Below are 22,532 nucleotides of genomic sequence, written 5' to 3' on the forward strand. Positions count from 1 at the left end.
TATGTACGACAGCGCGCCTTGCACGTTTGGACGGGCAGGCGGGCGCCGTCGTGGCCCGTTCGACGATTGCCGTGCCTTGCACGCCGCCTGGAAGACAAGCTGACAATGAACCTCAAGCGCGCCGCCGGCCTTTTCGCCTGGCTCCTTTTTTCCGTGATCGCCTATTCGACGATGTCTCCCCTCGAACTGCGTCCGCGCATCGGGCATCTCGTCCACCTCGAGCGGTTCGGCGCTTTCGGCCTGCTGGGGCTGCTGTTCGCGATCGCCTATCCGAAGCACCTCATGCGTGTCTTGGTTCTCGTGCTTGCCACCGCGATCGGCTTCGAACTCTTGCAGATGATTTCGGCGGATCGCCATGCGCGGGCGGCTGATGTCGCCGTCAAGCTTCTCGGTGGTGCCTGCGGCGTCTTCGGCGGCTGGTTCCTCTTTCGCTATCGGTTGCCATTGCTGCGCTTGCTGGGGCGGTAAACCAAAACGCAAAATATCGCGGGTAATATCGCCCGCGACTTGGGCGCGGTTGTCGACGCGCAGTTGATATGGGGGGAACGCGTGGCAGTATCCGTCATCATCAAGACGCTGAACGAAGAAAAGCGCATCGCCGCGAACATCGAGAGCGCGCTTGTCGCGCTCAAGGCGGTCGGCGGTGAGGTCATCGTTGCCGATAGCGGTTCCTCCGATAGAACCATAGAGATTGCCTCCCTCTATCCGGTCGTCATCGCCCAGATCAGCCCGCCGGCGCTTCCAAGTTGCGGGATCGGTCCGCAGCTCGGTTTCCAGTATTCCCGCCACGAGCACATCTGCCTGCTCGATGGCGACATGCTTCTGGACAGCGATTTCCTTGAGGTTGCCGAGGCATTCCTGGCCGACAATCCCAAGGTCGGCGGCGTCACCGGTCATGTCCAGGAGATGCTCACCTCCAACCTCGAATTTGCCCGGCGGGTCACGCGCAATGCGCCGGAGAACCGCATCGGCGCGATCGACCGCATGAACGGCGGCGGCCTCTATCGCCGCTCGGCGATCCAGGCGGTCGGCTATCTCTCCGATCGCAATCTCCATGGCTACGAGGAGTTCGACCTCGGTATCCGGCTGCGCAGTGCCGGCTGGAATCTGCATCGCCTCGACCGCCGCTTCGTCCAGCATTTTGGCCACACGGACAATTCCTACCGGTTGCTCGTCCGCCGCTGGAAGAGCAAGTATCTGTTCGGCATTGGCGAGCTGCTGCGCGCATCGCTTGGCCGGCCCTATTTCCTGCAGCTCATCAGGGAGCTGCCAGAGCTCAAGCTCTGGGCGCTGGTCTATCTCTGGTGGGCGGTTTCGCTCGGCCTGCTGCTTTTCATGCCTAACAAGGCGCTCGCGCTCGGCGTGGTCCTTGCGATCCTCGCCGGCGTCGTCGGGCTCATGAGCCTGCGCAAAGGAGGCATCAGCATGGGGCTCTATACCGTGGTCGCCTGGTTCTTCCATGCGGCGGCCCTGCCGGTCGGTTTCTTCCGGGCGCGCCGGAAGCCCGATGCGCCGATCGAGAGCAAGCTGCTCGGGGCCTCGGCGTGACGGGGCGTCGGCTGTTCGCTGCTCTGGCAATGCTTCTCGCACTTGGTTCGCCCATGCGCGCATCCGATCAGTGGCTTCCTGTGCGCGAAGTCTCGCTCGAACTGCGCACAGGCAGTCCGCTCGACTTTTCCTCTTTCCTGCCGAACGGGACGATCGATGCGGATCGTCGCCTGGTCGCAGGCGCCAATGGCCGGCTCGCGTTCGCGAGCTCGCCCGAAAAACCTGAAAGGATGCTCTGCGCGTCACTCGCCTGGAGCCCGGCTTCCGGCGGGTTTCCCGATCACGTAACGGCCGATCGCTACGCCCGGCAGTTGGCGATGCGCGGCTACAATCTCGCTCGACTGCATTTCGTCGATGCCAGCCTGATGTTCGGCCGTGACCGGGATTTCGACTTCGACCCCGAGACACTCGACCGCATTCACTATCTGCTTGCGGCGCTGAAGCGCAACAGCATCTATTGGATGGTCGATGGCCTCTCGTCGTTGCGCGGCGTCTATGGCGGCTTTGACGACCGTTGGGACGATGGAGGAAACCTCAAGCTCGAGCTGTTTGTGGATGACCGGGCGTTCGATCACTGGAAGCGCATGCAGGAAACGATCCTTGCGCGCGTAAATCCCTATACGGGCGTCGCGCCCATCCGCGACGATGCCCTGGCGGTCGTCATTCTCGCCAATGAGAACGGGATGGAGTTCGACGCTGTCGTGCACGATCGGCCGGGAAAAGCGCCTTACGATCCGTTGCTCGCGAAGCCGTTCAATGACTGGCTGGCGAAACGCTATGGCTCCACCGAAGCTTTGGCCAAGGCTTGGCCCGATCTTCGCTCCGATGAGACGATCGAGGCGAGATCGGTCGAGCTTCCCGCAGACCGCTACGGCGACAGCGCGCGTCTGCGGAATCTGCAGGCTTTCTTCATCGAGACGGAACGGGCCACAACCGCACGAATGAGCGCGGTGCTGCGCCGGCTTGGCTACCGCGGCCTGATCAGCAACTACAACAATTGGCCGACGGTCCAGGCGTCGCTCAGCCGCCGCGACCTCGAAGCCGTGACCATGAACACCTATCACGACTGGGTCAGCGGCTACGCGCCGGGAAGCAAAACCACCCAGGTCAGCTCGATTGCCGACGGGGTGAACTATCTCCGGATGATCGCGGCAGCGCGCTGGCTCGGCAGGCCCTTCGTGGTCAGCGAGTACGATCATCTTTTCTGGAACCGCTACCGCTACGAGGCGGGGCTGGCGATGCCGGCCTATGCGGCGCTCCAAGGCTGGGATGCGCTTTGCCGCCACGGTCACGGCCCGATTGTTCTTACCTATGGCGAGCCCTTTCCGCACAAGAAGGCGATGCTGCCCTACGCGATCGCGCTCGATCCCGTCGCCCGTGCCGGCGAGACGCTGGCAGCGTTGCTTTACCGCCGCGGGGACGTTGCGACATCGGACGTAACCGTTCCGTTTGCCGTGCGTGGTGAAGAGGATCTATCTGACGACATGCAGGCGCGGGAGCCGGAATATCTGACGGATCTTGCACTCATCGGGCGGATCGGACTTGAGGACGCGAACCGGCTAGGCGAAACTCCTGCGGTGCTGCAACCACGTCAGCAAAACAGCGAAGCGCTCCTCGAAAGCCTGCGCCAAAGCGGCGTGCTTCCGAGGGACAATGGCACGAACATCGATGCCGGCATCTATCAGAGCAGCACAGGCGAGATCGTGCTGAACCGTTTTGCCGGGCAATTGCGCGTTGCAACGACTGCAACCGAAGCCGCAGCCTTCTCGTCGCTGCGGGAGCCTATCGATCTCGGCGTCCTGCGCATCGAAGGGGCCGACGGCAACGGGCTCGTCGCGGTCTCGGCGCTCGATGGCGAAGCATCTCTGAGCAAGAGCCGCCGTTTCCTCTTGATCTTTGCGACCGATGCGCAGAACACCGGCATGACATTTCGCGACACCGAAGAGAAGGTGATCGAGGATTTTGGGCGTTTGCCTGTCCTGATCCGGGAAGGCTATGCGGACCTTTCGCTGGAGCGAAGCGCTGCGAGCTGGAGCGTTTCGCCTGTTGGACTCGATGGGACTGTGCATCCGCCCGTCGTGAAGGGGAAGGGCGCCGTCGCCTTCCGTCTCTCAAACGACGTTCCCTCCGGTCCGACGACCTATTTCCTTCTCGAGCTGCAATAGAAATCGTCTGTCGCCAGTGGATCAATGAATGGCCACGATGTCAGCTTACTCTCCGCCGCTTTCAAGCACAGGAGGGTACGATGAAAATATCGGAAGCCATGCATCCCGGCGCTCGCTGGATCTCTCCCGAAACAGATATCAAGACGATCGCACGCATCATGCGGGACGAGGATATTGGGGCCTTGCCCGTCGGCGAAAACGACCGCCTGATCGGCATGGTCACGGATCGCGACATCGCCTTGCGTGCCTTTGCCAACGGGCGCGATCCCGCTTCGATGACGGCACGCGACTTGATGACCAGGGATATTGTTTACTGCCGCACCGGTGAGACGATCGAACACGCCGTCCACCTGATGGAAGCGAAACAGGTCCGGCGTCTGCCTGTAATCGACGAGGACAAGCGCATGGTCGGCATGCTGTCACTGGGCGACATATCCCATGCCAGCAGCCGGCAGCTGTCAGGTGAACTTGCGCGGGCAGTCACGGCTCATCACCTCTAACATCCTGCCTCTACAGTTGCGGCGCCTACTACGGCGCCGCAAACGGTTTCTCGCGTCGCTCCGCGAACGGATCAGAACCGGTAGCTGATACCGGTGCCGATCAGCCACGGGTCGAGCTTGACCTTGCCGCTGACCGCGCCGGCGCCAGGTAGCGTTGCGTTGACCTCAGGCTCAAGGAACAACTTCTTGACGTCGAAGTTCAGACCCCAATGGTCGTCGAGCTTGATGTCGACGCCCGCCTGCAGCGCCACGCCGAAGGTGTTCTTCATGTTGAAGCTCGAGAAATCGCCCCGGGGCTTCTCGTTGTAGAACATCGTGTAGTTCACGCCAGCGCCGACATAGGGCTTGATCTCGTCGGTGACGTTGAAGTGGTACTGCAATGTCAGCGTCGGCGGCAGCAGCCACGCCTTGCCGATTTCGCCGAGACCGGAGATCGAGCCGCTGCCACGCGCCGTGTGCGGCGTCGTGCCGAGGACCAGTTCAGCCGCGATGTTGTCGGTGAAGAAGTAGGTGATGTCGAGTTCCGGCACGACGGAATTGCTGACGCCGACCTTTTCGCCATCAAGCGCTGTGCCATTCAGGGAGAGCGAGGCTTTGTCGTCGGGCAGGACGGCCAGCGCGCGGGCACGGATCATCCATGGGCCGGGCTCGCTGGCGAGAGGCATTTCCGGTGCCGCGACCGCGCTCGGCTCGGAGAGATCTGCCGCCGTCGCGATCGCGAGCGGCGCCGCGAGTACGGCAAAGAAGACGGCAGATGGCAAGATGGCGCGAGTAGGCATGATTTCCGGGCCCCCAGAAGAAATTGAACATCGCCGGTCAGGGCGTTCGGCCACAGAGTATCTGCGGCCGGCGGCACTATGCTCACGATGTGCGTCTCAGGGGTTGTCCTGGATCAATGCGGCCACGAATCACCAAGTCTTTGGGGATAAAGGCGGATTCGTCCGGACCCACGAACTTCGTGCAATCCCTTGTCAGGCCGGCATGCGCGGAATGCTGGCAAGCAACCGCTGCGTATAGGGGTGCTTGGGTGCAGCCAAAATGTCGCGGGTCTTGCCGCTCTCGACCACCTTGCCCCGTTCCAGGATGATCATTTCTTCACAAAGGGCGGCAACGACGCCGAGATCGTGGGAGACGAACACCAGCGTCAGCTTTTCCGAAAGCGTCTTAAAGAGCTCGACGATGCGGATGCGGGTCGAAAGATCGAGCGCACTGACCGCTTCGTCGGCGAGCACGATCTGCGGACGGGCGACGATCGCACGGGCAATAGCGATGCGCTGGCGCTGGCCGCCCGAGAATTCGTGCGGATAGCGGCGCATCGCGTCAAGCGGCAGGCCTACCGCTTCGAGCGCTTCGGCGACCGTCTGCGTGCGATCGCCCGGGATCCGCAACGACCTGAGCGGCTCGCCGATGATGTCGATCACCCGCTGGCGCGGGTCGAGGGACGAATAGGGATCCTGGAAGACCGGCTGCACCGCGCGTCGATAGCGCTGCATGAAGGCACTGTTGCCAGTATCGAGGCTCTCCTCGCCGAAGCGAATGACACCGCTGGTCGGGCGAATGAGCCCGAGCATCAGCCGCAGAAGGGTCGTCTTGCCGGAGCCGGATTCGCCGACGAGGCCGACGCTGGTACCGGGGCGGACAGACAGCGAGACGTCGTTGAGCGTGGTCTGTTCGCGGGAATAGCCGAAGCTGACGTTTTGAAGATCGAGCATCATGATCCGGTTGCCCCGAGCGCTTCGTCGAACAGGCGGGCGGCCTCAACCAGGGTTTTGGTGTAGTCGTGTTGCGGGTTGCCGAAGACCGTCTTGACGCGCCCTTCTTCGACAGCAACGCCGTTCTTCAGCACGATCACGCGCTCCACCACTTGGGCAACGACGGGCAGGTCGTGGCTGATGAACAAAAGCGCCATGCCGGTCTCGCGCACCAACTGGTCCAGTAGCTTGAGGATTTCTGCCTGCGTCGTGACGTCGAGTGCGGTCGTCGGCTCGTCGGCAATCAAGAGCTTCGGGCGGCAGGCGAGCGCCATGGCGATGGCGACGCGCTGGCGCTGGCCGCCCGACACTTCGTGCGGATAGGAATTGATGATGCGTTCCGGCTGTGGCAGCGCCACCTTGTCGATGAGGTCGCGGACTTCACGGCTGATGGCATCCTTCGATGCCTTGCCGCTCTCCAGCTCCAGTCGGCGGCGAACCGGTTCGGCGATCTGCCGGCCGATCTTCATCAGCGGGTCGAGTGCTGTCAGCGGCTCCTGAAAGACAACGGCGGCGGCAGCGCCGCGCAGGCGGTTCAGGACCCTGTCGGTGGCGCCGACCACCTGCTGGCTGTCAAGCTCGATCGAACCGCTTACGCCGATCGACACGGGCAGCAGGCCGGTCGCAGCCATGGCGGTCATCGACTTGCCTGAGCCGGACTCGCCGATCATTCCGATGCGCTCGCCGGGCCGGATCGAGAAGGAGAGATCGGATACCAGCGGCTTATCGCCGGCGCGAATGCAGAGGCCTTGAATGTTGAGAAGCGCTGTCATCGCGATCTCCCGCGTGTCGGATCGCCGATGTCGCGCAGGCCGTCGGCGAGAAGGTTCATGCCGATGACAAGGGCGACCAGTGCGATGCCGGGAGCAATCGCGCCGATCGGCGCCGTATAGACGGTGCCTTGTGCTTCCTGCAGCAGCCGTCCCCAGGAGGCGTTCGGCGGCGGTGCGCCGAGACCGAGATAGGAGAGCGACGCCTCGGCGATGACGGCAAGGCCGAATTGCAGGGCGAAATTGACCGAGAGCGTGGGCCAGATATTGGGAAGCACGTGGCGGAAGACGACACCGGCCCAGGAGGTTCCCGATGTTCGCGAGGCGACGATATAGTCCTGGCGCAGTACCCGTTTGGTGAGGATGCGGGTCAGCCGGGCGACGATGGCGGAGATCGCGAGGCCAAGGGCCAGGATTGCCGTCCAGAGGCTGGCGCTGTCGCTTGCCGCGACCACCAGCATGGCCAGAAGCAGGGTCGGGAAGGCGATCAGGATATCGAGCGTCGCGGCCATCACGTCGTCGGCAATGCGCGTTGCAAAGGCGGCGAGAACGCCGAGACTGACGCCGATCGTCGCGCCGATCGCAACGGCGCCGGTGCCGACAAGAAGCGCCGTTCGCGCACCGATCATCAGTTGCGTGAGCAGGTCGCGCCCCAGCCGGTCGGTCCCGAGCCAGTGCAGGAGCGATGGCGCTTCCAGTCGGCCACCGGAAGCGTTCAAAGGATCGTACGGTGTCCAGAACAGCGTGAGCAGGGCGACGAGTAGATTGACGCCGACGAGCGCGAGCCCGACGGTGAGGGCAAGAGAGTGCCGTTGCTCCCGTCTGGATACGGACGTCTCGACCGGGCTCATGCGCTGCCTCCGACGGCGCGTTCGCGCAGGCGCGGATCGATCAGCCGCTGGGTAAGATCGGCACCAAAGCCGATCAGCAGCACCAGCAGCGTCGAGATGAACAGCACGCCCTGGACGTTGGGATAGTCACGCTGCTCGATCGCGAGCAGCAGCATCGAGCCGAGACCTGGCAGCGCGAAGACACGCTCGATGACGACGGCGCCGAGCAGGGTCGTGGCAAGCTCGATGCCGAGAATGGAGACGATCGGCACGGCGCCGTTGCGGATGCCGTGGCGGATGAGGGCTTCCGGAAAACTGGCGCCAAGGGCGCGCGCGGTGCGCAGATAATCGCTGCCGAGAACATCCTGTGTCGCCGAACGCACGTAGCGCAGCAGCGATGCGCCCATGACGAGCCCGATCGTCAGTACAGGCAGCGCCAGCGCATAGAGCACCTGTCCCTCATTCTGCCAGCCGCGGCGGGGAAAGCCGCCTGATGGAAACAGTCGGAAGGTGACGGCAAAGACGGTGACGAGCAGGATGCCGACCCAGAAGACCGGAATGGCGATGCCGAGCTGCGAGACCGTCGAGATCAATCCGCCATACCAGCGGTCGGCCTTGACGGCCGAAAGGATGCCGAGCGGCACCGCAATCAGAATGGAAAGCAGGAAGCCCATCAGCGCCAGCGGCACGGTGACCGTCAGCCGCGCGGCGATCTCCTCGATCACGGGCTTGCCACTGACGAAGGAGGTGCCGAGATCGAAGCGGGCGAGGCTGCCGGCAAAGCGAAGGAACTGCTGCCAGAGCGGCAGGTTCGAGCCGACCTGCTCGCGAGCCTTTTCGATCTGCGCGGCATCGGCGCCGACGGACAGAAGCGCATTGGCCGGGTCGCCGGGGAGCAGGCGCAACAACACGAACAGCACCACCGCCGCGATCAGCAGCGACAGGAGCAGGATGGCAAAGCGGCGGACGAGATAGGTGAGAATGGCTGCATTCCTTTCTTCTCACGGGGCGCCGTGATCAGAGAAGTTGGCTTTTGCATCAAAACAGAGAGGGAGGCTAGAGCGAGGGCCTTACTTTAGCGGGACCTGTGCGTGGCCGGCCGAAACGGCGCGGATGAAGTCGGCCATGATCGCGAAACGCAGAAGCCCCTGGATCCGATCCAGGGGCTCTTGGTGCCGCGAAAAGCGGAAGTGGTTTGGCTTACTGCTCGCTCTTCTTGATGCCGAAGGCGAAGAACTGCGAGTTCAGGCCGTTCACCGGGTAGCCAGTCACCGCCGAGCTTGAAACGACGATCTGCGGATAGAGGTAGAGCCAGTTGCTGGCGGCGTCCTCCGCGATGATCGTGTTGGCTTCCTTGAGCTTGGCCGTCTGCTCGTCTGTGTTGGCGGCGGATTCCGAGGCCTTGATCAGGTCGACGACCTTGGGGTTGTTGTAGCCCCAGTAGAAGTCCGGGTTGCCATAAAAGACGATGTCGCGGTGGTTGACGTGCTCCTGCAGCGTCGCCTGGAAGTCATGCGCCTTGTAGACCTTCGTGTACCACTCGTTGGCGGTGATGACGTTGATCTCGACCTTGATGTTGACCTTGGCGAGTTCGCTCTGGATGAACTGCGCGACGATCGGATGCGGATCGTAGTTCGGTGTGTCGAGCTTGAAGGTGAAGCCATCGGCAAAGCCCGCTTCCTTCAGCAGCGCCTTGGCACTTTCGACGTCATAGGCGTCGACGGCGGTCAGATCCACGTACCACGGATCCGTCGGCGGCACGAAAGAGCCGATCAGCGTGCCGTACTCGCCCCAGATCGACGTCAGCAACTTCTTGTCGTCGATGGCGCGGGCGATCGCCTTCCTCACCTTGACATTGTCGAAGGGGGCGACGCGATCGTTGAAGGCAAGCAGTTCCTTTGTGGTCGACTGGCCTGCCGTGACGGTGAAGTCGGGATTGTCTTTGAACTGGGCGATCGAATCCGGGCTCTGGACGCTGGTGATGATGTCGACGGCGCCGGTCAGAAGCGCATTGTTGAGCGCGGTCGCATCGGTGAAGTACTGGAAGACGACTTCGCCATTGGTCGGTGCTGTGCCCCAATATTTGTCGTTGCGGGTCAATGCCAGCGACGAGCCGCGGCGCCATTCGTCGAGGCGATAGGGGCCGGTGCCGTCTTCGCTGGCGTTCAGGTCCTTTGCCGCATCGTTGACGATCCAGACGTAGCTCAGATTGTAGGGGAGCGAGATCGAGCGTGCGGACAGCTTGACGACGACGGTTTGGTCATCGGGCGTCTCAATCGCGCTGATCGTCGAAAGGCTCTTCTTGCGCGAACTCTTGGAATGCTCGACGGTCACGCGCTCGATGCTGTACTTCACGTCGGCTGCGGTGAGCGGGTCGCCGGAATGGAAGGCAACGCCAGGGCGAAGCTTGAACGTGTAGGTAAGGCCGTCTTCGCTGACGCTCTGCGCGGCGACCAGACCCGGCTGGACGTCGCCCGCATCGGTCAGCGTGAACAGCGCTTCATAGACATTGCCGTTGAAGGCTTCGTTGATGCCCTGGCCGGCGCCGGCGGTGTTGTCGAGGTTCTGCGGCTCGTAGAGCGACCCGATGGTGATCGAGGCGTTGGGGTCAAACTTGGCGTCCTCGGCGAAGACGGCTGTGCTCGTCGACAGAGCGAGCGCCAGTGTGGCGGCAGCCAGAGTTGCCCCTCGTGCGCGGCGGGCTTGTCCCGCGGTCTTGCCAAAACCGATGATAGTGCCAGTCATGTCCCAAACTCCTGCATTGTGCCTGTCACGCGGATCGCGTCGCCACCCGAATGTACGCACCGGATGATTGCGATGCATCATACTTATTCCCTAGTAATTTAGTGGGAAAATTGGTTTCTTTTGTCCGTCGAAGTTGAAAATTGTACCCGCGGCCGTGGCGGATGGGCATACGCGTATTTCGCCTTCCGTCGTCCGGCGCACTTTCGAGATATATCAGGGAGCCTTCACGGACCAGTTTGGTTCCGGCGAATTGGGCCGCCACCCAACTCTGATTTTGAACGGTCTTCTCCATAAGCTTTATGCAGGATTGCCGGCTTGGAATAAGGGGGGACGTCGATTGTTATTCATGACGATTTTCCCTCGAAAATTGCAAAATGCAACACGTCGACAAAAGGATTCGACACCCAGGAGATTCTGATATATCGCATGATTAATCGTTTAATCATGCGATAGCGGAAACCACGGATTTTGGCGCGTTCCGGACCAAAACTAACGAGGATTGCCAGAACGCTCGGCGTGTCCGCAGCCACGGTTTCGAACGCGCTCTCCGGCAAGGGCCGCGTGTCTGCCGAAATGGTGGAGAAGATCCGCGCGACCGCGGCCGAGCTCGGTTACGTACCGAGCCAGGCGGGCAGGGCGCTCAGGACCGGTCGCACCGGCGTCATCGGTCTCGTTCTTCCCGATATCGCCAATCCGCTCTTCCCCCAGATCGCCCAGGCGATCGAGCTTGCCGCCTCGTCGTCGGGCTACGGCGTGCTGATTGCGGACTCGCGCGGCGACGTCTCGACCCAGACCAAGGCGATCGAGCGGCTGATCGACCGCGACGTCGACGGCCTGGTGATCGTGCCGCGGCGCGGTACCCGCGTCGCCGATGTCGGCTGTCCGGTTGCCGTCATCGATACGCCCTCGACGCCCGGCAACACGGTTGCCGCCGACCACTGGGGTGGCGGCCAGCAGATCGCCGAGCACCTGAAGGCGCTCGGGCACCGGCGCGTGCTGATCATCGGCAACAATCCCGCCTCGAACGTGCAGAACGACCGCGCCGGCGGCATCCGCTCCGTCTTCGGCCAAGGGCTTCATACCGACACGCTCTGGATCGAGCCCTTGGAGAAAGTGTCCGGAAAGGGCTGTCCGCTCGGGCTCGCCGGGAAGGTGGCGGAAGGCTACACCGCGTTTGCCTGCATCTCCGATCTCCATGCGCTCCGGGCACTGACCGAATTGCAGCGCGCCGGCATCAATGTTCCGGAAAAGGCGAGCGTGACCGGTTTTGACGATCTGATCTGGTCGCCGGTTATCACTCCAGCGCTCACGACCGCGCGCATGGACATGACCGAGATTGCCGCGATTGCCGTTGCCGCGCTCGTCAAGGCGATCCGCGAGCGCGATCCGTTCGATCCCGAGATCGGCGCACCGGTCACGGCCGAGAAGTCGAAAGTGCCGATGCATCTGGTCGTCAGGCAATCGGCCGCCGCACCGCCCGCGCTTCAACCCGTTCATACCACTGCCACCGCAGCCACATCCGTCACCGAAGGAGGACACCAGTCATGAAGAAGTTCCTGCTTGCCTCGAGCGCGCTCTTGCTCGTCGCCCCTGCCGCGTCTGCTCAGGAAAAGACGCTCACAATTTCCGTCTACGGCTTTGCCCAGGACGCATTCAAGGAGCTTGTCTACACGCCGTTTGAGCAGAAGTGCGGTTGCAAGCTGGTGGTCGAAACCGGCAACAGCGTCGAGCGCCTGGCAAAGATGGAAGCCAACAAGGCAAGCCCGGTTGTCGACATGGCCGTCGTTTCGATGGCCGACGCGCTCTCGGCTTCGCGCGCTGACCTGATCGAAAAGATCGACACCTCGAAGCTCCAGAACTTCAACAAGCTCTATGACCTTGCCAAGGATCCGAACGGCGACGGCATGAGCGTCGGCTACACCTTCTACGCAACCTCGATCGTCTATCGCTCGGACAAGATGGAAGTGAATTCCTGGGCCGATCTGCTCGACGAGAAGAACGCCAGCCACGTCGCCTTCCCGAACGTCACGACCAACCAAGGCCCGCCGGCGCTCTACATGGTTGGCGAGGCCATCGGCAAGAATACGCCGGACCTCAAGGAAGCGATTGCCGCCGTCGGTGCCAAGAAGGACGACATCGTCACCTTCTACGTCAAGTCTTCGCAGCTCGTGCAGTTGATGCAGCAGGAAGAGATCTGGGCCGCACCGATCGGCCGCTTCTCTTGGGAAGGCTTCACCAAGCTCGGCCTGCCAATCAAGTGGGCAACGCCGAAGGAAGGCCAGACCGGCGGCATGAATGTGATGGTGCTGACCAAGGGCGGCAAGAACCAGGACTTGGCGCTTCAGTTCATGGATTTCTGGCTCTCGACCGAAATCCAGACGGCGCTCGCCGAAAAGCTGGTCGACAGCCCGGCCAACAAGGACGTCAAGGTTTCGCCGGAGATCGCCGAGAACCTGACCTACGGCGAAGAGACGGTGAAGAACCTGAAGCTGATCCCCTCGGCTGTTGCCCTCGACAACCGCGAAGCGTGGCTGTCGGAGTGGAACGCGCAGGTCGGCCAGTAAGCCAAACAACTGAACTCCATCGGCCGAACTTTTCGGCCGGTGGAGCCACGGCCACCGGGACGGGCAGGCCGCTCTACTTGATGCCTTGAAAGGAAGAAGGATGTTTCAGAACCGCGCCGAAGCCCTGGCGCTCGCTCTGCCCGCAGCGGTCTTTGCGGCGATCGTCTTTCTTGCGCCGGTGGTGATCCTGCTGGCGGAAGGCTTTCGCAACGCCGACAGCTGGTCGCTGTCGGCCTATACGACCTTTTTCTCGGATCCGCTGAACCGCACCGTCTTCCTGCGTACCTTCCGACTTGGTCTGATGGTCACCGCTGTTTCGGCGGTCATTGGCTATGCCGCGGCCTTTGCCATCGTCAATCTGACGCCGCGCAACAAGGGGCAGATGATCGGCCTCGTCGTGCTGCCGCTGATGATCTCGTCGGTTGCCCGCACCTATGCCTGGATCGTCATCCTCGGCCGCACCGGCATCGTTAACCAGGCGCTGCAACTGGTCGGCCTCTCGGATGAGCCGATCCGCTTTCTCTTTACCGAAACGGCCGTCTTCATCGGTCTCCTTCAGCTCTTCCTGCCGCTGATGATCCTGTCCTTGATCAGCGCGCTTGAGAACATGCCGAAGGATGCAATTCCTGCGGCGCGTGTTCTTGGCGCCAACTGGTTCCAGGTGTTCTTCAAGGTGATCCTGCCGCTCACCAAAGAGGGCCTTGTGATCGGCGGCACACTGGTCTTCACCGGCTCGCTGACGGCCTACATCACGCCTGCGATCCTCGGCGGTTCCAAGGTGCTGATGCTCGAAACGCTGCTCTACCAGCGCGTCACCGTCGCCAACGATTTCGTCGCAGCCAGCGTCATCGCCTTCATTTTGATCGTCATGAGCTTTGCCGCCAATCTTCTTTTGAAACGGCTTGCCACCGCGAGGAACAAGCGATGACACCCCGCGTCTTTTCACCCCTTGTGCTCTTCCTGGTGATTGGCTTCCTGATAGGGCCGTTCTTCATCATCGTCGCCGCCTCGCTTTCAGGCGGCGAGACGCTGGCCTTCCCACCGCAGGGCTTCTCGCTCAAATGGGTCGCCAAGGTCTTCACTGTCGAGAGCTTCCGCGAGAGCTTCGCGATCTCGATGCTTTTGGCGATCGGCGGTACGGCTGCGGCGCTTGTGCTTGGCGTTCCCGCGTCCTATGCGCTTTCACGCTACAAGCTGCCGTTCGGCGAAACCATCCGCACGATCGTGTCGCTGCCGATCATTGTGCCGGGCATCATCGTCGGCCTGGCGCTGCTGCGCTACATCGTCGTGCCCTTCGGTTTCAACATCACGCTGACCCTGTTTCTCGCGCATACGGCGCTGGTTCTGCCCTATGCGGTGCGGGTGGTCTCGGCGAGCCTCAACAACCTGCGCTCCGACATCGAGGAGGCGGCCGTGCTGCTCGGCTCCTCGCGCGCCGGCGCCTTCTTCCGCGTGGTGATGCCGAACATCCGCAGCGGCATCTTGGCCGCCTTCATCCTCGGCTTCGTCACGAGCTTCAACCAGGTGCCGGTATCGCTCTTCCTTTCCGGCCCCGGCGTGCGCACGCTGCCGATCGACATGCTCTCCTACATGGAGATCACCTACGATCCGTCGGTCGCCGCCCTCTCGGCACTGCTCGCCTTCATGTCCATCGGCATCGTCTTCCTTGCCGAACGCTTCCTGGGATTCTCTCGCTATGTCTGACGCCGCCTTCCTCAGCCTTGAAAAACTGACGCTCGCCTATGGCGATACCGTTGCGGTGAAGGATCTCGACCTTTCGATCCGCAAGGGCGAACTCGTGGCGTTCCTCGGACCGTCCGGTTGCGGCAAGACGACGACGATGCGCTCGATCGCCGGCCTGCTGACGCCGGCCTCCGGTGCCATCAGGCTCGACGGTGCCGATATCACTCGGGTCTCCGCAAACAAGCGCTCCGTCGGACTAGTCTTCCAGTCCTATGCACTGTTCCCGCACCTGACCGTGTTCGAAAACGTCGCCTTCGGCCTGCGGCTGAAGAAGCTGCCGGCGACAGAGATCGAGAGCAAGGTAACGGCCGGGCTGAAGTCGGTCGGGCTTTCGAAGTTCTCCGCCCGCAAGCCGGGCGAACTCTCGGGCGGCCAGCAGCAGCGCGTGGCGCTGGCGCGCTCGATGGTCATGGAGCCGAAGGTGCTGCTTCTCGACGAGCCGCTGTCGAACCTCGACGCCCGCCTGCGCCTCGAAATGCGAACGGAATTGCAGCGCGTCCAGAAGGAAACCGGCGTCACGATGATCTTCGTCACCCACGACCAGGGCGAAGCCTTGTCGCTGGCGGATCGGATCGTCGTCATGCTCAACGGCGCGATTGAGCAGATCGGCACGCCCGAGGATATCTACAACCGCCCGATCTCGCGCTTCGTCGCCGATTTCGTCGGCTTCGAGAACATCTTTGCCGTCGAGGGCGGCAAGCTTGCGGTCGGCAACGGCCCGATCGATCTTTCCGGATCCCTGCCGCCTGACACGGCAGGGCTTGCGTGGCGTCCGCGCATGGTGACCCTTGGTTCAGGTCCTTTCCAAGGCACCGTGCGCGGAGCCTCTTTCTCCGGCAGCACGCGCGAATACCTGCTCGATACGCCGCTCGGTGCCATCAAGGCCGAGGAAGATGCCGCATTGGCGGCGCGCGAAACCGGCTCTACGATTGCCTTCGATCTCCCGGTCGACAAGGCTGCGCGCCTCAAGAAGTTCGGTTGACGTCATATGGGTGTCTGGATCGATACGGACATGGGCTTCGACGACATCGCCGCGGTGCTTGTCGTCCTTCATGCCGCTGAAGAAATCGACGGCGTTTCGCTCGTCTTCGGCAACACGCCGATCGAACAGGTGAAGCGCAACGCCGCCAGTGCCGCGCTCGCCTTCGGCTGGAACTTCCCCATCCATGAGGGCCGCGCCTCGCCAGTGCTTGGCAGGCTTGAGACTGCCGAACGTATTCTCGGCGAGGCCGGCATGCCGACCGCCGGGCTGACGCTGCCGCGAGCCGATGCACTGCCGCAAAGCGACGCTTTCGCTGCTCTCTCAGCCTGGTTGGAACAGGAAGGGCCAAAGCGCATTCTCGCTCTCGGGCCGCTCACCAACCTTGGCGCCCTCTGCCTTGCCCGCCCGGACCTTGCCGCGCGCATCACCGACCTTACCTGGATGGGCGGCGGCGTCACGAGCGGCAACCACACAGCCTCCGCCGAATTCAACGCCTTTGCCGATCCGGAGGCGCTTGCCATCGTGCTCGCGCACGGCCTGCCGCTGCGCATGGTCGATCTCGATCTCTGCCGCAAGGTCTTTGCCTATCCGGACGACGTTGCGCCGATCCGCTCGGCCGGCGGCGTCAATGCCGCGCTGATCGCCGATCTGCTTGCCGGATACATCTCGATCGGTACCAGCCGAGGACGCCCGGGCATGGCGATCTATGACCCCTCAGCCGCCGTCGCCTTCGTCAACCCCGGCGCAGTCTCCTTTAAGAGCGCACGTATCGATGTCGAGCTTGGCGGATCCCTGACGCGAGGGCGTACCGTCGTCGAAACCCGCGCGAGCCATGCGACCTTCAATGCCGAATACGCCGTTGACGCACACGTCGAGACGACGCGGGCCCAGATCCTGGGTGCGTTGATGAAAGAAGCGCAGAAATGAACTCCGTGCTGCAGCCTCAGGACCTGGCCGATGCGGCGCTCCGGACCCGCGCGGTGGCCGCAGCGCGCGGTGAGCAACCCTTCGACATCCTGATACAAGGCGGGACGCTGGTCGACGTGGTCACCGGCGAGCTTCGTCCGGCCGATATCGGTGTGGTCGGATCGTTGATTGCGAGCGTGCACGAGCCCGGCACGCGCAGCGACGCGGCTGATATCATCGATGCGGGCGGTGCCTCCGTTTCACCTGGCCTGATCGATACGCATATGCATGTCGAAAGTTCGATGGTGACACCGGCGACCTATGCCAACGCGGTGCTGCCGCGTGGTGTCACGACCGTTGTCTGGGACCCGCATGAGTTCGGCAACGTCAACGGTGTCGCTGGAGTGCGGTGGGCTGCGGATGCCATTCGCGATCTGCCGCTGCGCACCGTTCTGCTGGCGCCGTCCAGCGTACCGTCGGCGCCGGGTCTGGAACTGGCCGGCGCCGATTTCGACGCTGGCATCATCGCCGACATTTTGAGCTGGCCGGAAATCGGCGGCATTGCCGAGATGATGAACATGCGCGGCGTCATCGACGGCGAGGCGCGCATCAGCGCTATCGTCCAGGCCGGGCTCGCCGCCGGCAAGCCGGTCAACGGCCATGCGCGCAGCCTTGCCGGCACCGACCTTCAGGCGTTCGTCACCGCAGGCGTCAGCTCCGACCACGAGCTCGTGTCCGGCGACGATCTGATGGCGAAGCTGAGAGCAGGGTTGTCGATTGAACTGCGCGGCTCGCACGATCACCTGTTGCCTGAGTTCGTCAATACCCTCAATGCCCTAGGCCATCTTCCTCAGACGGTGACGCTCTGTACCGACGACGTCTTTCCGGACGATCTCGCCCGCGCTGGCGGCCTTGATGATGTCGTCCGCCGGTTGGTCCGCTACGGCCTGCCCGCCGAATGGGCGCTACGGGCGGCGACGCTCAACGGTGCCGTCCGGCTCGGCCGGCACGATCTGGGGCTCGTTGCGCCCGGACGCCGGGCGGATATCGTGGTCTTCGAGGACCTGAGCGAGTTCCGCACGCGCACGGTGATCGTCGACGGCAAGGTCATCGCGAAGAGCGGTGACATGATCGAGCCGCTGACTGACATCGATGTCGCGCCGTTATACGGCACGATGAAAATTGCACCGCTCGCAGAGGCCGATTTCCGCATCTGCGCTGCCGGAACGAAGGTGCGCGTCGCGACCATCGATCGCCCGCGTTTCACCCAATGGGCCGAAGCAGTTGCCGAGGTGGAAGGCGGCTTCGTCGTGCCGCCCGAGGGGACTACGGTGATCGCAGTCGCGCACCGCCACGGGCGCGCTGACAGCCGGCCACGCGTCGGTTTGCTTTCGGGTTGGGGCGCCTGGCGCGGGGCCTTCGCCACCACGGTCTCGCACGACAGCCACAACCTCACCGTCTTCGGTGGCAACGCTGCAGACATGGCTGTGGCGGCCAATGCGGTGATCGCCGCCGGCGGCGGCATGGCCGTCGCGTCCGGCGGCAAGGTTGACGTTCTCCTGCCGCTACCGATTTGCGGGTTGGTTTCGGAACAGCCGCTCGCGGAGATAGCTGCCGGCTTCGCAGAACTTCGCGATGCTGTTGGCCGCATTGTGGATTGGCAGCCACCCTATCTGGTCTTCAAGGCCTGCTTTGGCGCGACGCTCGCCTGCAACGCCGGACCGCACCAGACCGACCGCGGCATCGCCGATGTCGCAATCGGCAAACTGATGGAAAGCCCGATATTGGAAGTGCTTTGAGGTGTAACTCGCGCGGTCAGCTCGGTTTAAGCCGCCTGTGCGATCCGCTCTCAGCTCCAATGGGACAGATCGCTTCTCCGTTCAGAGAACTGATACAAGCCCCTGAAATTGCGCATCTTCGGGTGATTTGCGGCCACGCGCCCGGGCTGGCGCGCGCTATTCGGCGCGCGGCAGCTCCTGCTCCACCAGCGTCGACCAGAAGGCAACGCCCGGGCCGATCGCGGCGTCGTTGAAATCATAGGCGGTGTTGTGATGCAGCGCGCCGTCGACGGCGGGGCCGTTGCCGAGCCACACATAGCAGCCCGGAGCTTCGAGCCCGAAAAAGGCGAAATCGTCGCCGGCGGTGGAGGGCGGAAATGCCGTGCGGGTCTTTTTGCCGAAGACGGTTTGGGCCGCCTTCAGCGCCCGGGCGGTCGCATCGCCATCGTTGACGACGGGTGGGATGCGGCGCTCGAATTCGTAGTCGACCGCAATCCCGTACATTTCCGCCGTGCCCCGGGCCAGTCGTCCGATCTCGGTTTCGAGCTGGTCGCGCACTTCGGGTGTATAGGCGCGGGCGGTGCCGCCGATTTCCACGATGTCGGGGATCACGTTCAGTGCTTTTGGGTCGCCGGCACGCACGGAGCAGGCGCTGACGACGGCCGGTTGCAAGGGATCGACGACGCGGCCGACGATCGACTGCAGCGAGGCAAGGAAGGTACCGGCCGCCGTTACGGGGTCGCGGCCGAGATGCGGCTTGGCACCGTGGGTTCCGACACCGCGGAAGGTCAGACGCCAGCTGTCCGAGGAGGCGAGCTGCGGCCCGGCGACGACGGCGATTTCGTCCGGATCGAGGCCGGGCATGTTGTGCAGACCGTAGACGGCGTCGCAGGGAAAACGCTGAAACAGCCCTTCCTCGACCATGCGCTTCGCGCCGCCGCGGCCTTCCTCGGCCGGTTGGAAAATGAAATGAACGGTGCCTGAGAAATTGCGGGTCTTTGCCAGATGGCGGGCGGCACCGAGCAGTAATGTGGTGTGGCCGTCATGGCCGCAGGCATGCATCTTGCCGGCTTCGCGGGACTTGTAGGGTCGGTCGGCGATTTCGGGCATGGCGAGTGCGTCCATGTCGGCGCGAAGACCGATCGAGCGCGTGCCGTTGCCCACTTGCAGGGTGCCGACGACGCCGGTTTTTCCCAAGCCTCGATGGACCTTTAGCCCGGCGGCCTCGAGCCATTTGGCAACGAGGTCGCTGGTGCGCTCCTCCTCGAACCCGAGTTCCGGATGGGCATGCAGATCGCGACGGAAGTCCGTGAGGAAGGCGAGGTCGTCAGCAATTCCGTCTGGCAGGCGCATGTTCAGGTATTCCCGTGGTTCATCTGGCGAAGGGCTTGTGAATTCCGCGCGCTTTGCTCGCTGCACGGTGCCCTTTCGGTTTGATCGAAGTCGCAAACGGTATAGACGAAAACCACCGGGATCAGAACAGCGAACCGGCTTTTTTGGTCGCCTTTCAATCCGGGCGAAATGCGCAGACGAGGACGGAACCGATGCAGCCTCACGACTTCTGGCAGGAGGTTTACCCGCCGAAAAGTTTCGGCATTCAGGCGGGTTATCGCGATTTCTTCCCGGCAACGCTCGGCGACGGCCGCCAGATATTGCTGCCGATCCGGCCGCTCTCGGATGGCAGGCACGCGCTCGCCTCGCTGATCGTCAACCAGGCGAGCTTTGCGGTGGAAGATGCGCTGGCCACCGAACTTGCGGCAAAGCTTGCCGCCTTCGAGCCCGATGTCGTGGCCGGTCTCCCGACATTGGGCCTGACGCTTACTTCTGCCGTTGCGCGCAAGCTCGGCCATAGCCGCTACGTGCCGCTCGGTACATCAAGAAAATTCTGGTATGTCGACGACCTGTCGGTGCCGCTCTCCTCGATCACGACGCCGGACCAGAAGAAGCGGCTCTACGTCGATCCGCGCATGCTTCCACTGCTCGAGGGGCGACGTGTCGCGCTGATCGACGACGTGATATCGAGCGGCACGTCGATCCTGGCCGGGCTGACCCTGATGGAGGCTTGCGGCATCGAGCCGGTCGCGATCGGCGCCGCCATGCTGCAGACCGAGCGCTGGCGACAGCCGATCGCCAACCTCGCGCCGTATTGGCCGGAACGCGTCGTGGGGGTGTTCCAGACCCCGATGCTCGCGCGCAGCGACGATGGCACTTGGCAGGTGGTCTGACCGCGTAGAGATCGCAAACAGGCGCGCTACCATGAAACGGCCGAGCCCGAGAGGGCTTCGCGAACGGCATTCTCTTTGCCATCTTTCAACGTGAAAACTTTAGGCAAGCTTTGATCCGAGCGGCAGTCTTCGCGAAAGGAAGTCCATGCGCTTCGTCAATCCGATCCCTTTCGTCCGCGACATCGCCCGGTCGCGGGAATTCTACGAGAAGACGCTCGGCCTGACAGTTCGCGAGGACTTCGGAAACTTCGTCCTCTTCGAGGGCGGCTTTGCCATCCACGAAGGCCGCTCGCTCGAGCGAACAGTCTGGCGGGAAGAACTCGCCTCGGCGGAACCCTATGGGCGAGGAAACCTGCTCCTGTATTTCGAACACGATGATGTCGACGCAGCTTTCGCACGCGTCGCGCCCCATGTGGAACTGATCCATCCGGTCGAACGGCAGGATTGGGGGCAGCGCGTGTTCCGTTTCTATGATCCGGATGGGCACGCCGTCGAGGTCGGGGAGCCGCAGGCGCTGGGATCCACGGTCGAACTGGAGAAGCGCTAGCTTCCTGCGAGGCTGAGCTTCATTGGGGGCCAGACGCTTCCGACGAAAGAGGAAGCGCCCAGGTTTCGTGCTTGCGAGGCGCTTCGGGGCCGAAGCGCTGCCGCTTTGCAGCCAATGCCCTAATTCGCCGGACGGACCTGATAGTAGACCGTCGACTGGGCGCCTGCCTTGGCGATCGTATAGACGTCGTAGGACGCCTGCGGGTCATTGCCCATGCCGAGCGAGCCTGCGGGCATGCCGGGCACGGCGATGCCGGCGATATCGGGCCGCTCAGAGAGAAGCTTGCGAACCGCTTCCAGCGGCACATGCCCCTCGATGACGTAGCCGTCGACTACTGCCGTATGGCAGCCTTCCACGTCGGCGGGCACCGCGAAGCGCGTCTTGATCGCCGACATATCGGCCTCGTCGTGCACCTCGACCTTGTAGCCGGCCGCCTCCATCGCCTCGGCCCATTGCTCGCAGCAGCCGCATTGCGGATCCTTGTAGATGGCCATGGTGCCGGCCGCAGCCGCGGCGGCTGTCGCAAAGAGGGTGATGCCTGCGATTGCGCCTGCTACGAAATGTCTACGTAACACGTCCATTGGACGCTCCTTTCCGGTTCTGCCTGACTATAGCATCGTGCCGGCCCGGGCGGCGTGATTTCGACCCGGGCCGTTTGTCGCAGCTTACTTGACTTCGGTTACGGTCAGCTTGCCGTTGACCCGGTCGGCGACGAATTCGATCGAGGCGCCTTCCTTGAGCTTGGCAAGCACCGCATCGTCGCCAACGCGGAACACCATGGTCATGGCCGGCATGTCGAGGTTCTTCAGGTCTTCATGATCGATCGTCACCTTCTTGGCCTTGGTATCGATTTTCTTGACGACGCCCTTGGTGAACTCCGCCGCGTGTGCGGGAAGGGCAAAGGCGGCGGCGGAGGCAGCGAGCGCAAGCGCTGCGAAGAATGTACCTACGGTCTTCATGGTCAGATCCTTTTCTATGATCGGGGATTACTTCTTCACGACGTCGAGCGGACCGTGCATGCCGGCGTCGTAGTGGCCGGGCACCAGGCAGGCGAACTCGAAGGTGCCGTCATTGGTGAAGGTCCAGTAGATGTCGCCGGATTTGCCGGGCTCGAGCCGGATGGCGTTCGGGTCGTCGTGCTCCATGTCGGGGAACTTCTCCATGGTGATCTTGTGTTCCTGGATCGTCGCCTTGTCGTCGAGAACGAATTCATGGGCCAATTCGCCGGCATTCTTGATCGCGAAGTGAACGGTCTGGCCCTGACGCACCTTGATGGTCGCCGGGGTGAAGATCATCTTGCCGTCGTCGGTTTCCTTCATCGTGACGCGGATCGTCTGCGTCGCCTTCTTGCTGTCACCGGGCTCGCCGACGGACACTTTGTCGTGGCCGCCCGCGTGGCTGCCCGATGCGAGCGCCTGGGTGGAGAAGGCAGAGGCGACAACGAGCGCCAGAGCGAATGCTGTTTTCTTCATCGTATG

The 22,532-nt window shown here is 62.9% G+C and carries 23 protein-coding genes; 13 read left to right on the plus strand and 10 right to left on the minus strand.

The window, feature by feature from the left end:
• The first annotated feature begins 105 nt into the window (after positions 1-105).
• The 4 genes from IB265_RS30650 (at position 106) to IB265_RS30665 (ending at position 4,213) form a co-directional block, all read left to right on the plus strand.
• Positions 106-468, plus strand: a complete 363-nt coding sequence (locus IB265_RS30650) for a VanZ family protein (RefSeq protein WP_192495636.1) — start codon at positions 106-108, stop codon at positions 466-468.
• Between the two features lie 81 nt (positions 469-549).
• Positions 550-1,548: a glycosyltransferase family 2 protein gene (locus IB265_RS30655; RefSeq protein WP_192495637.1), complete on the plus strand. Its 999-nt coding sequence runs from the start codon at positions 550-552 to the stop codon at positions 1,546-1,548.
• 53 nt (positions 1,549-1,601) lie between these two features.
• Complete coding sequence (locus tag IB265_RS30660; RefSeq protein WP_246806099.1) at positions 1,602-3,713, plus strand: glycoside hydrolase; 2,112 nt, start codon at positions 1,602-1,604, stop codon at positions 3,711-3,713.
• A gap of 80 nt (positions 3,714-3,793) precedes the next feature.
• Positions 3,794-4,213, plus strand: a complete 420-nt coding sequence (locus tag IB265_RS30665) for a CBS domain-containing protein (RefSeq protein ID WP_057251516.1) — start codon at positions 3,794-3,796, stop codon at positions 4,211-4,213.
• A gap of 71 nt (positions 4,214-4,284) precedes the next feature.
• Here the strand turns inward: IB265_RS30665 and IB265_RS30670 are convergent, their stop codons facing one another.
• The 6 genes from IB265_RS30670 to IB265_RS30695 form a co-directional block, all read right to left on the minus strand.
• Entirely contained in the window at positions 4,285-4,992 is a 708-nt protein-coding gene (locus IB265_RS30670) for an OmpW family protein (RefSeq protein WP_192495638.1), read from the minus strand.
• A 192-nt stretch (positions 4,993-5,184) separates the two neighbouring features.
• The gene (locus tag IB265_RS30675) at positions 5,185-5,931 is read right to left on the minus strand and encodes an ABC transporter ATP-binding protein (protein WP_192495701.1); all 747 of its coding nucleotides are present in this window, start codon (positions 5,929-5,931) and stop codon (positions 5,185-5,187) included.
• On the minus strand, positions 5,925-6,737 hold the full coding sequence (locus IB265_RS30680) for an ABC transporter ATP-binding protein (protein ID WP_192495639.1): 813 nt from the start codon (positions 6,735-6,737) through the stop codon (positions 5,925-5,927). Before IB265_RS30680 ends, IB265_RS30675 begins: the two co-directional genes overlap by 7 nt.
• Complete coding sequence (locus tag IB265_RS30685; protein ID WP_192495640.1) at positions 6,734-7,585, minus strand: ABC transporter permease; 852 nt, start codon at positions 7,583-7,585, stop codon at positions 6,734-6,736. Before IB265_RS30685 ends, IB265_RS30680 begins: the two co-directional genes overlap by 4 nt.
• A complete protein-coding gene (locus IB265_RS30690) occupies positions 7,582-8,547 on the minus strand; it encodes an ABC transporter permease (protein ID WP_192495702.1) in 966 nt (321 codons plus the stop codon). Before IB265_RS30690 ends, IB265_RS30685 begins: the two co-directional genes overlap by 4 nt.
• A gap of 217 nt (positions 8,548-8,764) precedes the next feature.
• On the minus strand, positions 8,765-10,309 hold the full coding sequence (locus IB265_RS30695; protein WP_192495641.1) for an ABC transporter substrate-binding protein: 1,545 nt from the start codon (positions 10,307-10,309) through the stop codon (positions 8,765-8,767).
• A gap of 468 nt (positions 10,310-10,777) precedes the next feature.
• Between IB265_RS30695 and IB265_RS30700 the strand changes: the two genes are divergently transcribed.
• The 7 genes from IB265_RS30700 (at position 10,778) to IB265_RS30730 (ending at position 18,303) form a co-directional block, all read left to right on the plus strand.
• Entirely contained in the window at positions 10,778-11,857 is a 1,080-nt protein-coding gene (locus tag IB265_RS30700; protein ID WP_192495642.1) for a LacI family DNA-binding transcriptional regulator, read from the plus strand.
• Complete coding sequence (locus tag IB265_RS30705; protein WP_057251523.1) at positions 11,854-12,873, plus strand: PotD/PotF family extracellular solute-binding protein; 1,020 nt, start codon at positions 11,854-11,856, stop codon at positions 12,871-12,873. Before IB265_RS30700 ends, IB265_RS30705 begins: the two co-directional genes overlap by 4 nt.
• Before the next feature lie 100 nt (positions 12,874-12,973).
• Positions 12,974-13,801: an ABC transporter permease gene (locus IB265_RS30710; RefSeq protein ID WP_057251524.1), complete on the plus strand. Its 828-nt coding sequence runs from the start codon at positions 12,974-12,976 to the stop codon at positions 13,799-13,801.
• A complete protein-coding gene (locus IB265_RS30715) occupies positions 13,798-14,577 on the plus strand; it encodes an ABC transporter permease (protein ID WP_057251525.1) in 780 nt (259 codons plus the stop codon). Before IB265_RS30710 ends, IB265_RS30715 begins: the two co-directional genes overlap by 4 nt.
• Complete coding sequence (locus tag IB265_RS30720; protein ID WP_057251526.1) at positions 14,570-15,598, plus strand: ABC transporter ATP-binding protein; 1,029 nt, start codon at positions 14,570-14,572, stop codon at positions 15,596-15,598. The genes IB265_RS30715 and IB265_RS30720 overlap by 8 nt, the downstream gene beginning before the upstream one ends.
• Positions 15,599-15,604: 6 nt before the next feature.
• The gene (locus IB265_RS30725; protein ID WP_057251527.1) at positions 15,605-16,525 is read left to right on the plus strand and encodes a nucleoside hydrolase; all 921 of its coding nucleotides are present in this window, start codon (positions 15,605-15,607) and stop codon (positions 16,523-16,525) included.
• Positions 16,522-18,303 carry an adenine deaminase gene (locus IB265_RS30730; protein WP_192495643.1) on the plus strand — a complete coding sequence of 594 codons (1,782 nt, stop codon included), beginning with the start codon at positions 16,522-16,524 and terminating at the stop codon, positions 18,301-18,303. Before IB265_RS30725 ends, IB265_RS30730 begins: the two co-directional genes overlap by 4 nt.
• Before the next feature lie 156 nt (positions 18,304-18,459).
• On the opposite strand, the gene IB265_RS30735 is transcribed toward IB265_RS30730, so the two are convergent.
• Positions 18,460-19,635: a M20 aminoacylase family protein gene (locus IB265_RS30735; RefSeq protein ID WP_192495644.1), complete on the minus strand. Its 1,176-nt coding sequence runs from the start codon at positions 19,633-19,635 to the stop codon at positions 18,460-18,462.
• Positions 19,636-19,778: 143 nt separating this feature from the next.
• Between IB265_RS30735 and IB265_RS30740 the strand changes: the two genes are divergently transcribed.
• Complete coding sequence (locus tag IB265_RS30740; RefSeq protein WP_256436679.1) at positions 19,779-20,507, plus strand: phosphoribosyltransferase; 729 nt, start codon at positions 19,779-19,781, stop codon at positions 20,505-20,507.
• Positions 20,508-20,652: 145 nt separating this feature from the next.
• The gene (locus IB265_RS30745; RefSeq protein ID WP_192495646.1) at positions 20,653-21,054 is read left to right on the plus strand and encodes a VOC family protein; all 402 of its coding nucleotides are present in this window, start codon (positions 20,653-20,655) and stop codon (positions 21,052-21,054) included.
• 119 nt (positions 21,055-21,173) lie between these two features.
• On the opposite strand, the gene IB265_RS30750 is transcribed toward IB265_RS30745, so the two are convergent.
• From IB265_RS30750 to IB265_RS30760, 3 genes are all read right to left on the minus strand, one after another.
• The gene (locus IB265_RS30750; protein WP_375293099.1) at positions 21,174-21,629 is read right to left on the minus strand and encodes a DUF411 domain-containing protein; all 456 of its coding nucleotides are present in this window, start codon (positions 21,627-21,629) and stop codon (positions 21,174-21,176) included.
• Between the two features lie 90 nt (positions 21,630-21,719).
• Entirely contained in the window at positions 21,720-22,013 is a 294-nt protein-coding gene (locus tag IB265_RS30755; protein WP_057251531.1) for a copper-binding protein, read from the minus strand.
• A gap of 27 nt (positions 22,014-22,040) precedes the next feature.
• Positions 22,041-22,526: a plastocyanin/azurin family copper-binding protein gene (locus IB265_RS30760; protein ID WP_246806100.1), complete on the minus strand. Its 486-nt coding sequence runs from the start codon at positions 22,524-22,526 to the stop codon at positions 22,041-22,043.
• Positions 22,527-22,532 lie beyond the last annotated feature (6 nt).

The sequence above is a fragment of the Ensifer sp. ENS10 genome, assembly GCF_014852025.1.
Taxonomy (GTDB): Bacteria; Pseudomonadota; Alphaproteobacteria; order Rhizobiales; family Rhizobiaceae; genus Ensifer.

Excerpts from the sequence above, each read along its gene's own strand:
- IB265_RS30650 (WP_192495636.1), top strand. The coding sequence starts at position 106 with ATGAACCTCAAGCGCGCCGCCGGCCTTTTCGCCTGGCTCCTTTTTTCC.
- IB265_RS30660 (WP_246806099.1), top strand. The coding sequence starts at position 1,602 with ATGCGCGCATCCGATCAGTGGCTTCCTGTGCGCGAAGTCTCGCTCGAA.
- IB265_RS30665 (WP_057251516.1), top strand. The coding sequence starts at position 3,794 with ATGAAAATATCGGAAGCCATGCATCCCGGCGCTCGCTGGATCTCTCCC.
- IB265_RS30670 (WP_192495638.1), bottom strand. The coding sequence starts at position 4,992 with ATGCCTACTCGCGCCATCTTGCCATCTGCCGTCTTCTTTGCCGTACTC.
- IB265_RS30680 (WP_192495639.1), bottom strand. The coding sequence starts at position 6,737 with ATGACAGCGCTTCTCAACATTCAAGGCCTCTGCATTCGCGCCGGCGAT.
- IB265_RS30685 (WP_192495640.1), bottom strand. The coding sequence starts at position 7,585 with ATGAGCCCGGTCGAGACGTCCGTATCCAGACGGGAGCAACGGCACTCT.
- IB265_RS30695 (WP_192495641.1), bottom strand. The coding sequence starts at position 10,309 with ATGACTGGCACTATCATCGGTTTTGGCAAGACCGCGGGACAAGCCCGC.
- IB265_RS30705 (WP_057251523.1), top strand. The coding sequence starts at position 11,854 with ATGAAGAAGTTCCTGCTTGCCTCGAGCGCGCTCTTGCTCGTCGCCCCT.
- IB265_RS30710 (WP_057251524.1), top strand. The coding sequence starts at position 12,974 with ATGTTTCAGAACCGCGCCGAAGCCCTGGCGCTCGCTCTGCCCGCAGCG.
- IB265_RS30715 (WP_057251525.1), top strand. The coding sequence starts at position 13,798 with ATGACACCCCGCGTCTTTTCACCCCTTGTGCTCTTCCTGGTGATTGGC.
- IB265_RS30720 (WP_057251526.1), top strand. The coding sequence starts at position 14,570 with ATGTCTGACGCCGCCTTCCTCAGCCTTGAAAAACTGACGCTCGCCTAT.
- IB265_RS30725 (WP_057251527.1), top strand. The coding sequence starts at position 15,605 with ATGGGTGTCTGGATCGATACGGACATGGGCTTCGACGACATCGCCGCG.
- IB265_RS30730 (WP_192495643.1), top strand. The coding sequence starts at position 16,522 with ATGAACTCCGTGCTGCAGCCTCAGGACCTGGCCGATGCGGCGCTCCGG.
- IB265_RS30735 (WP_192495644.1), bottom strand. The coding sequence starts at position 19,635 with ATGCGCCTGCCAGACGGAATTGCTGACGACCTCGCCTTCCTCACGGAC.
- IB265_RS30745 (WP_192495646.1), top strand. The coding sequence starts at position 20,653 with ATGCGCTTCGTCAATCCGATCCCTTTCGTCCGCGACATCGCCCGGTCG.
- IB265_RS30755 (WP_057251531.1), bottom strand. The coding sequence starts at position 22,013 with ATGAAGACCGTAGGTACATTCTTCGCAGCGCTTGCGCTCGCTGCCTCC.
- IB265_RS30760 (WP_246806100.1), bottom strand. The coding sequence starts at position 22,526 with ATGAAGAAAACAGCATTCGCTCTGGCGCTCGTTGTCGCCTCTGCCTTC.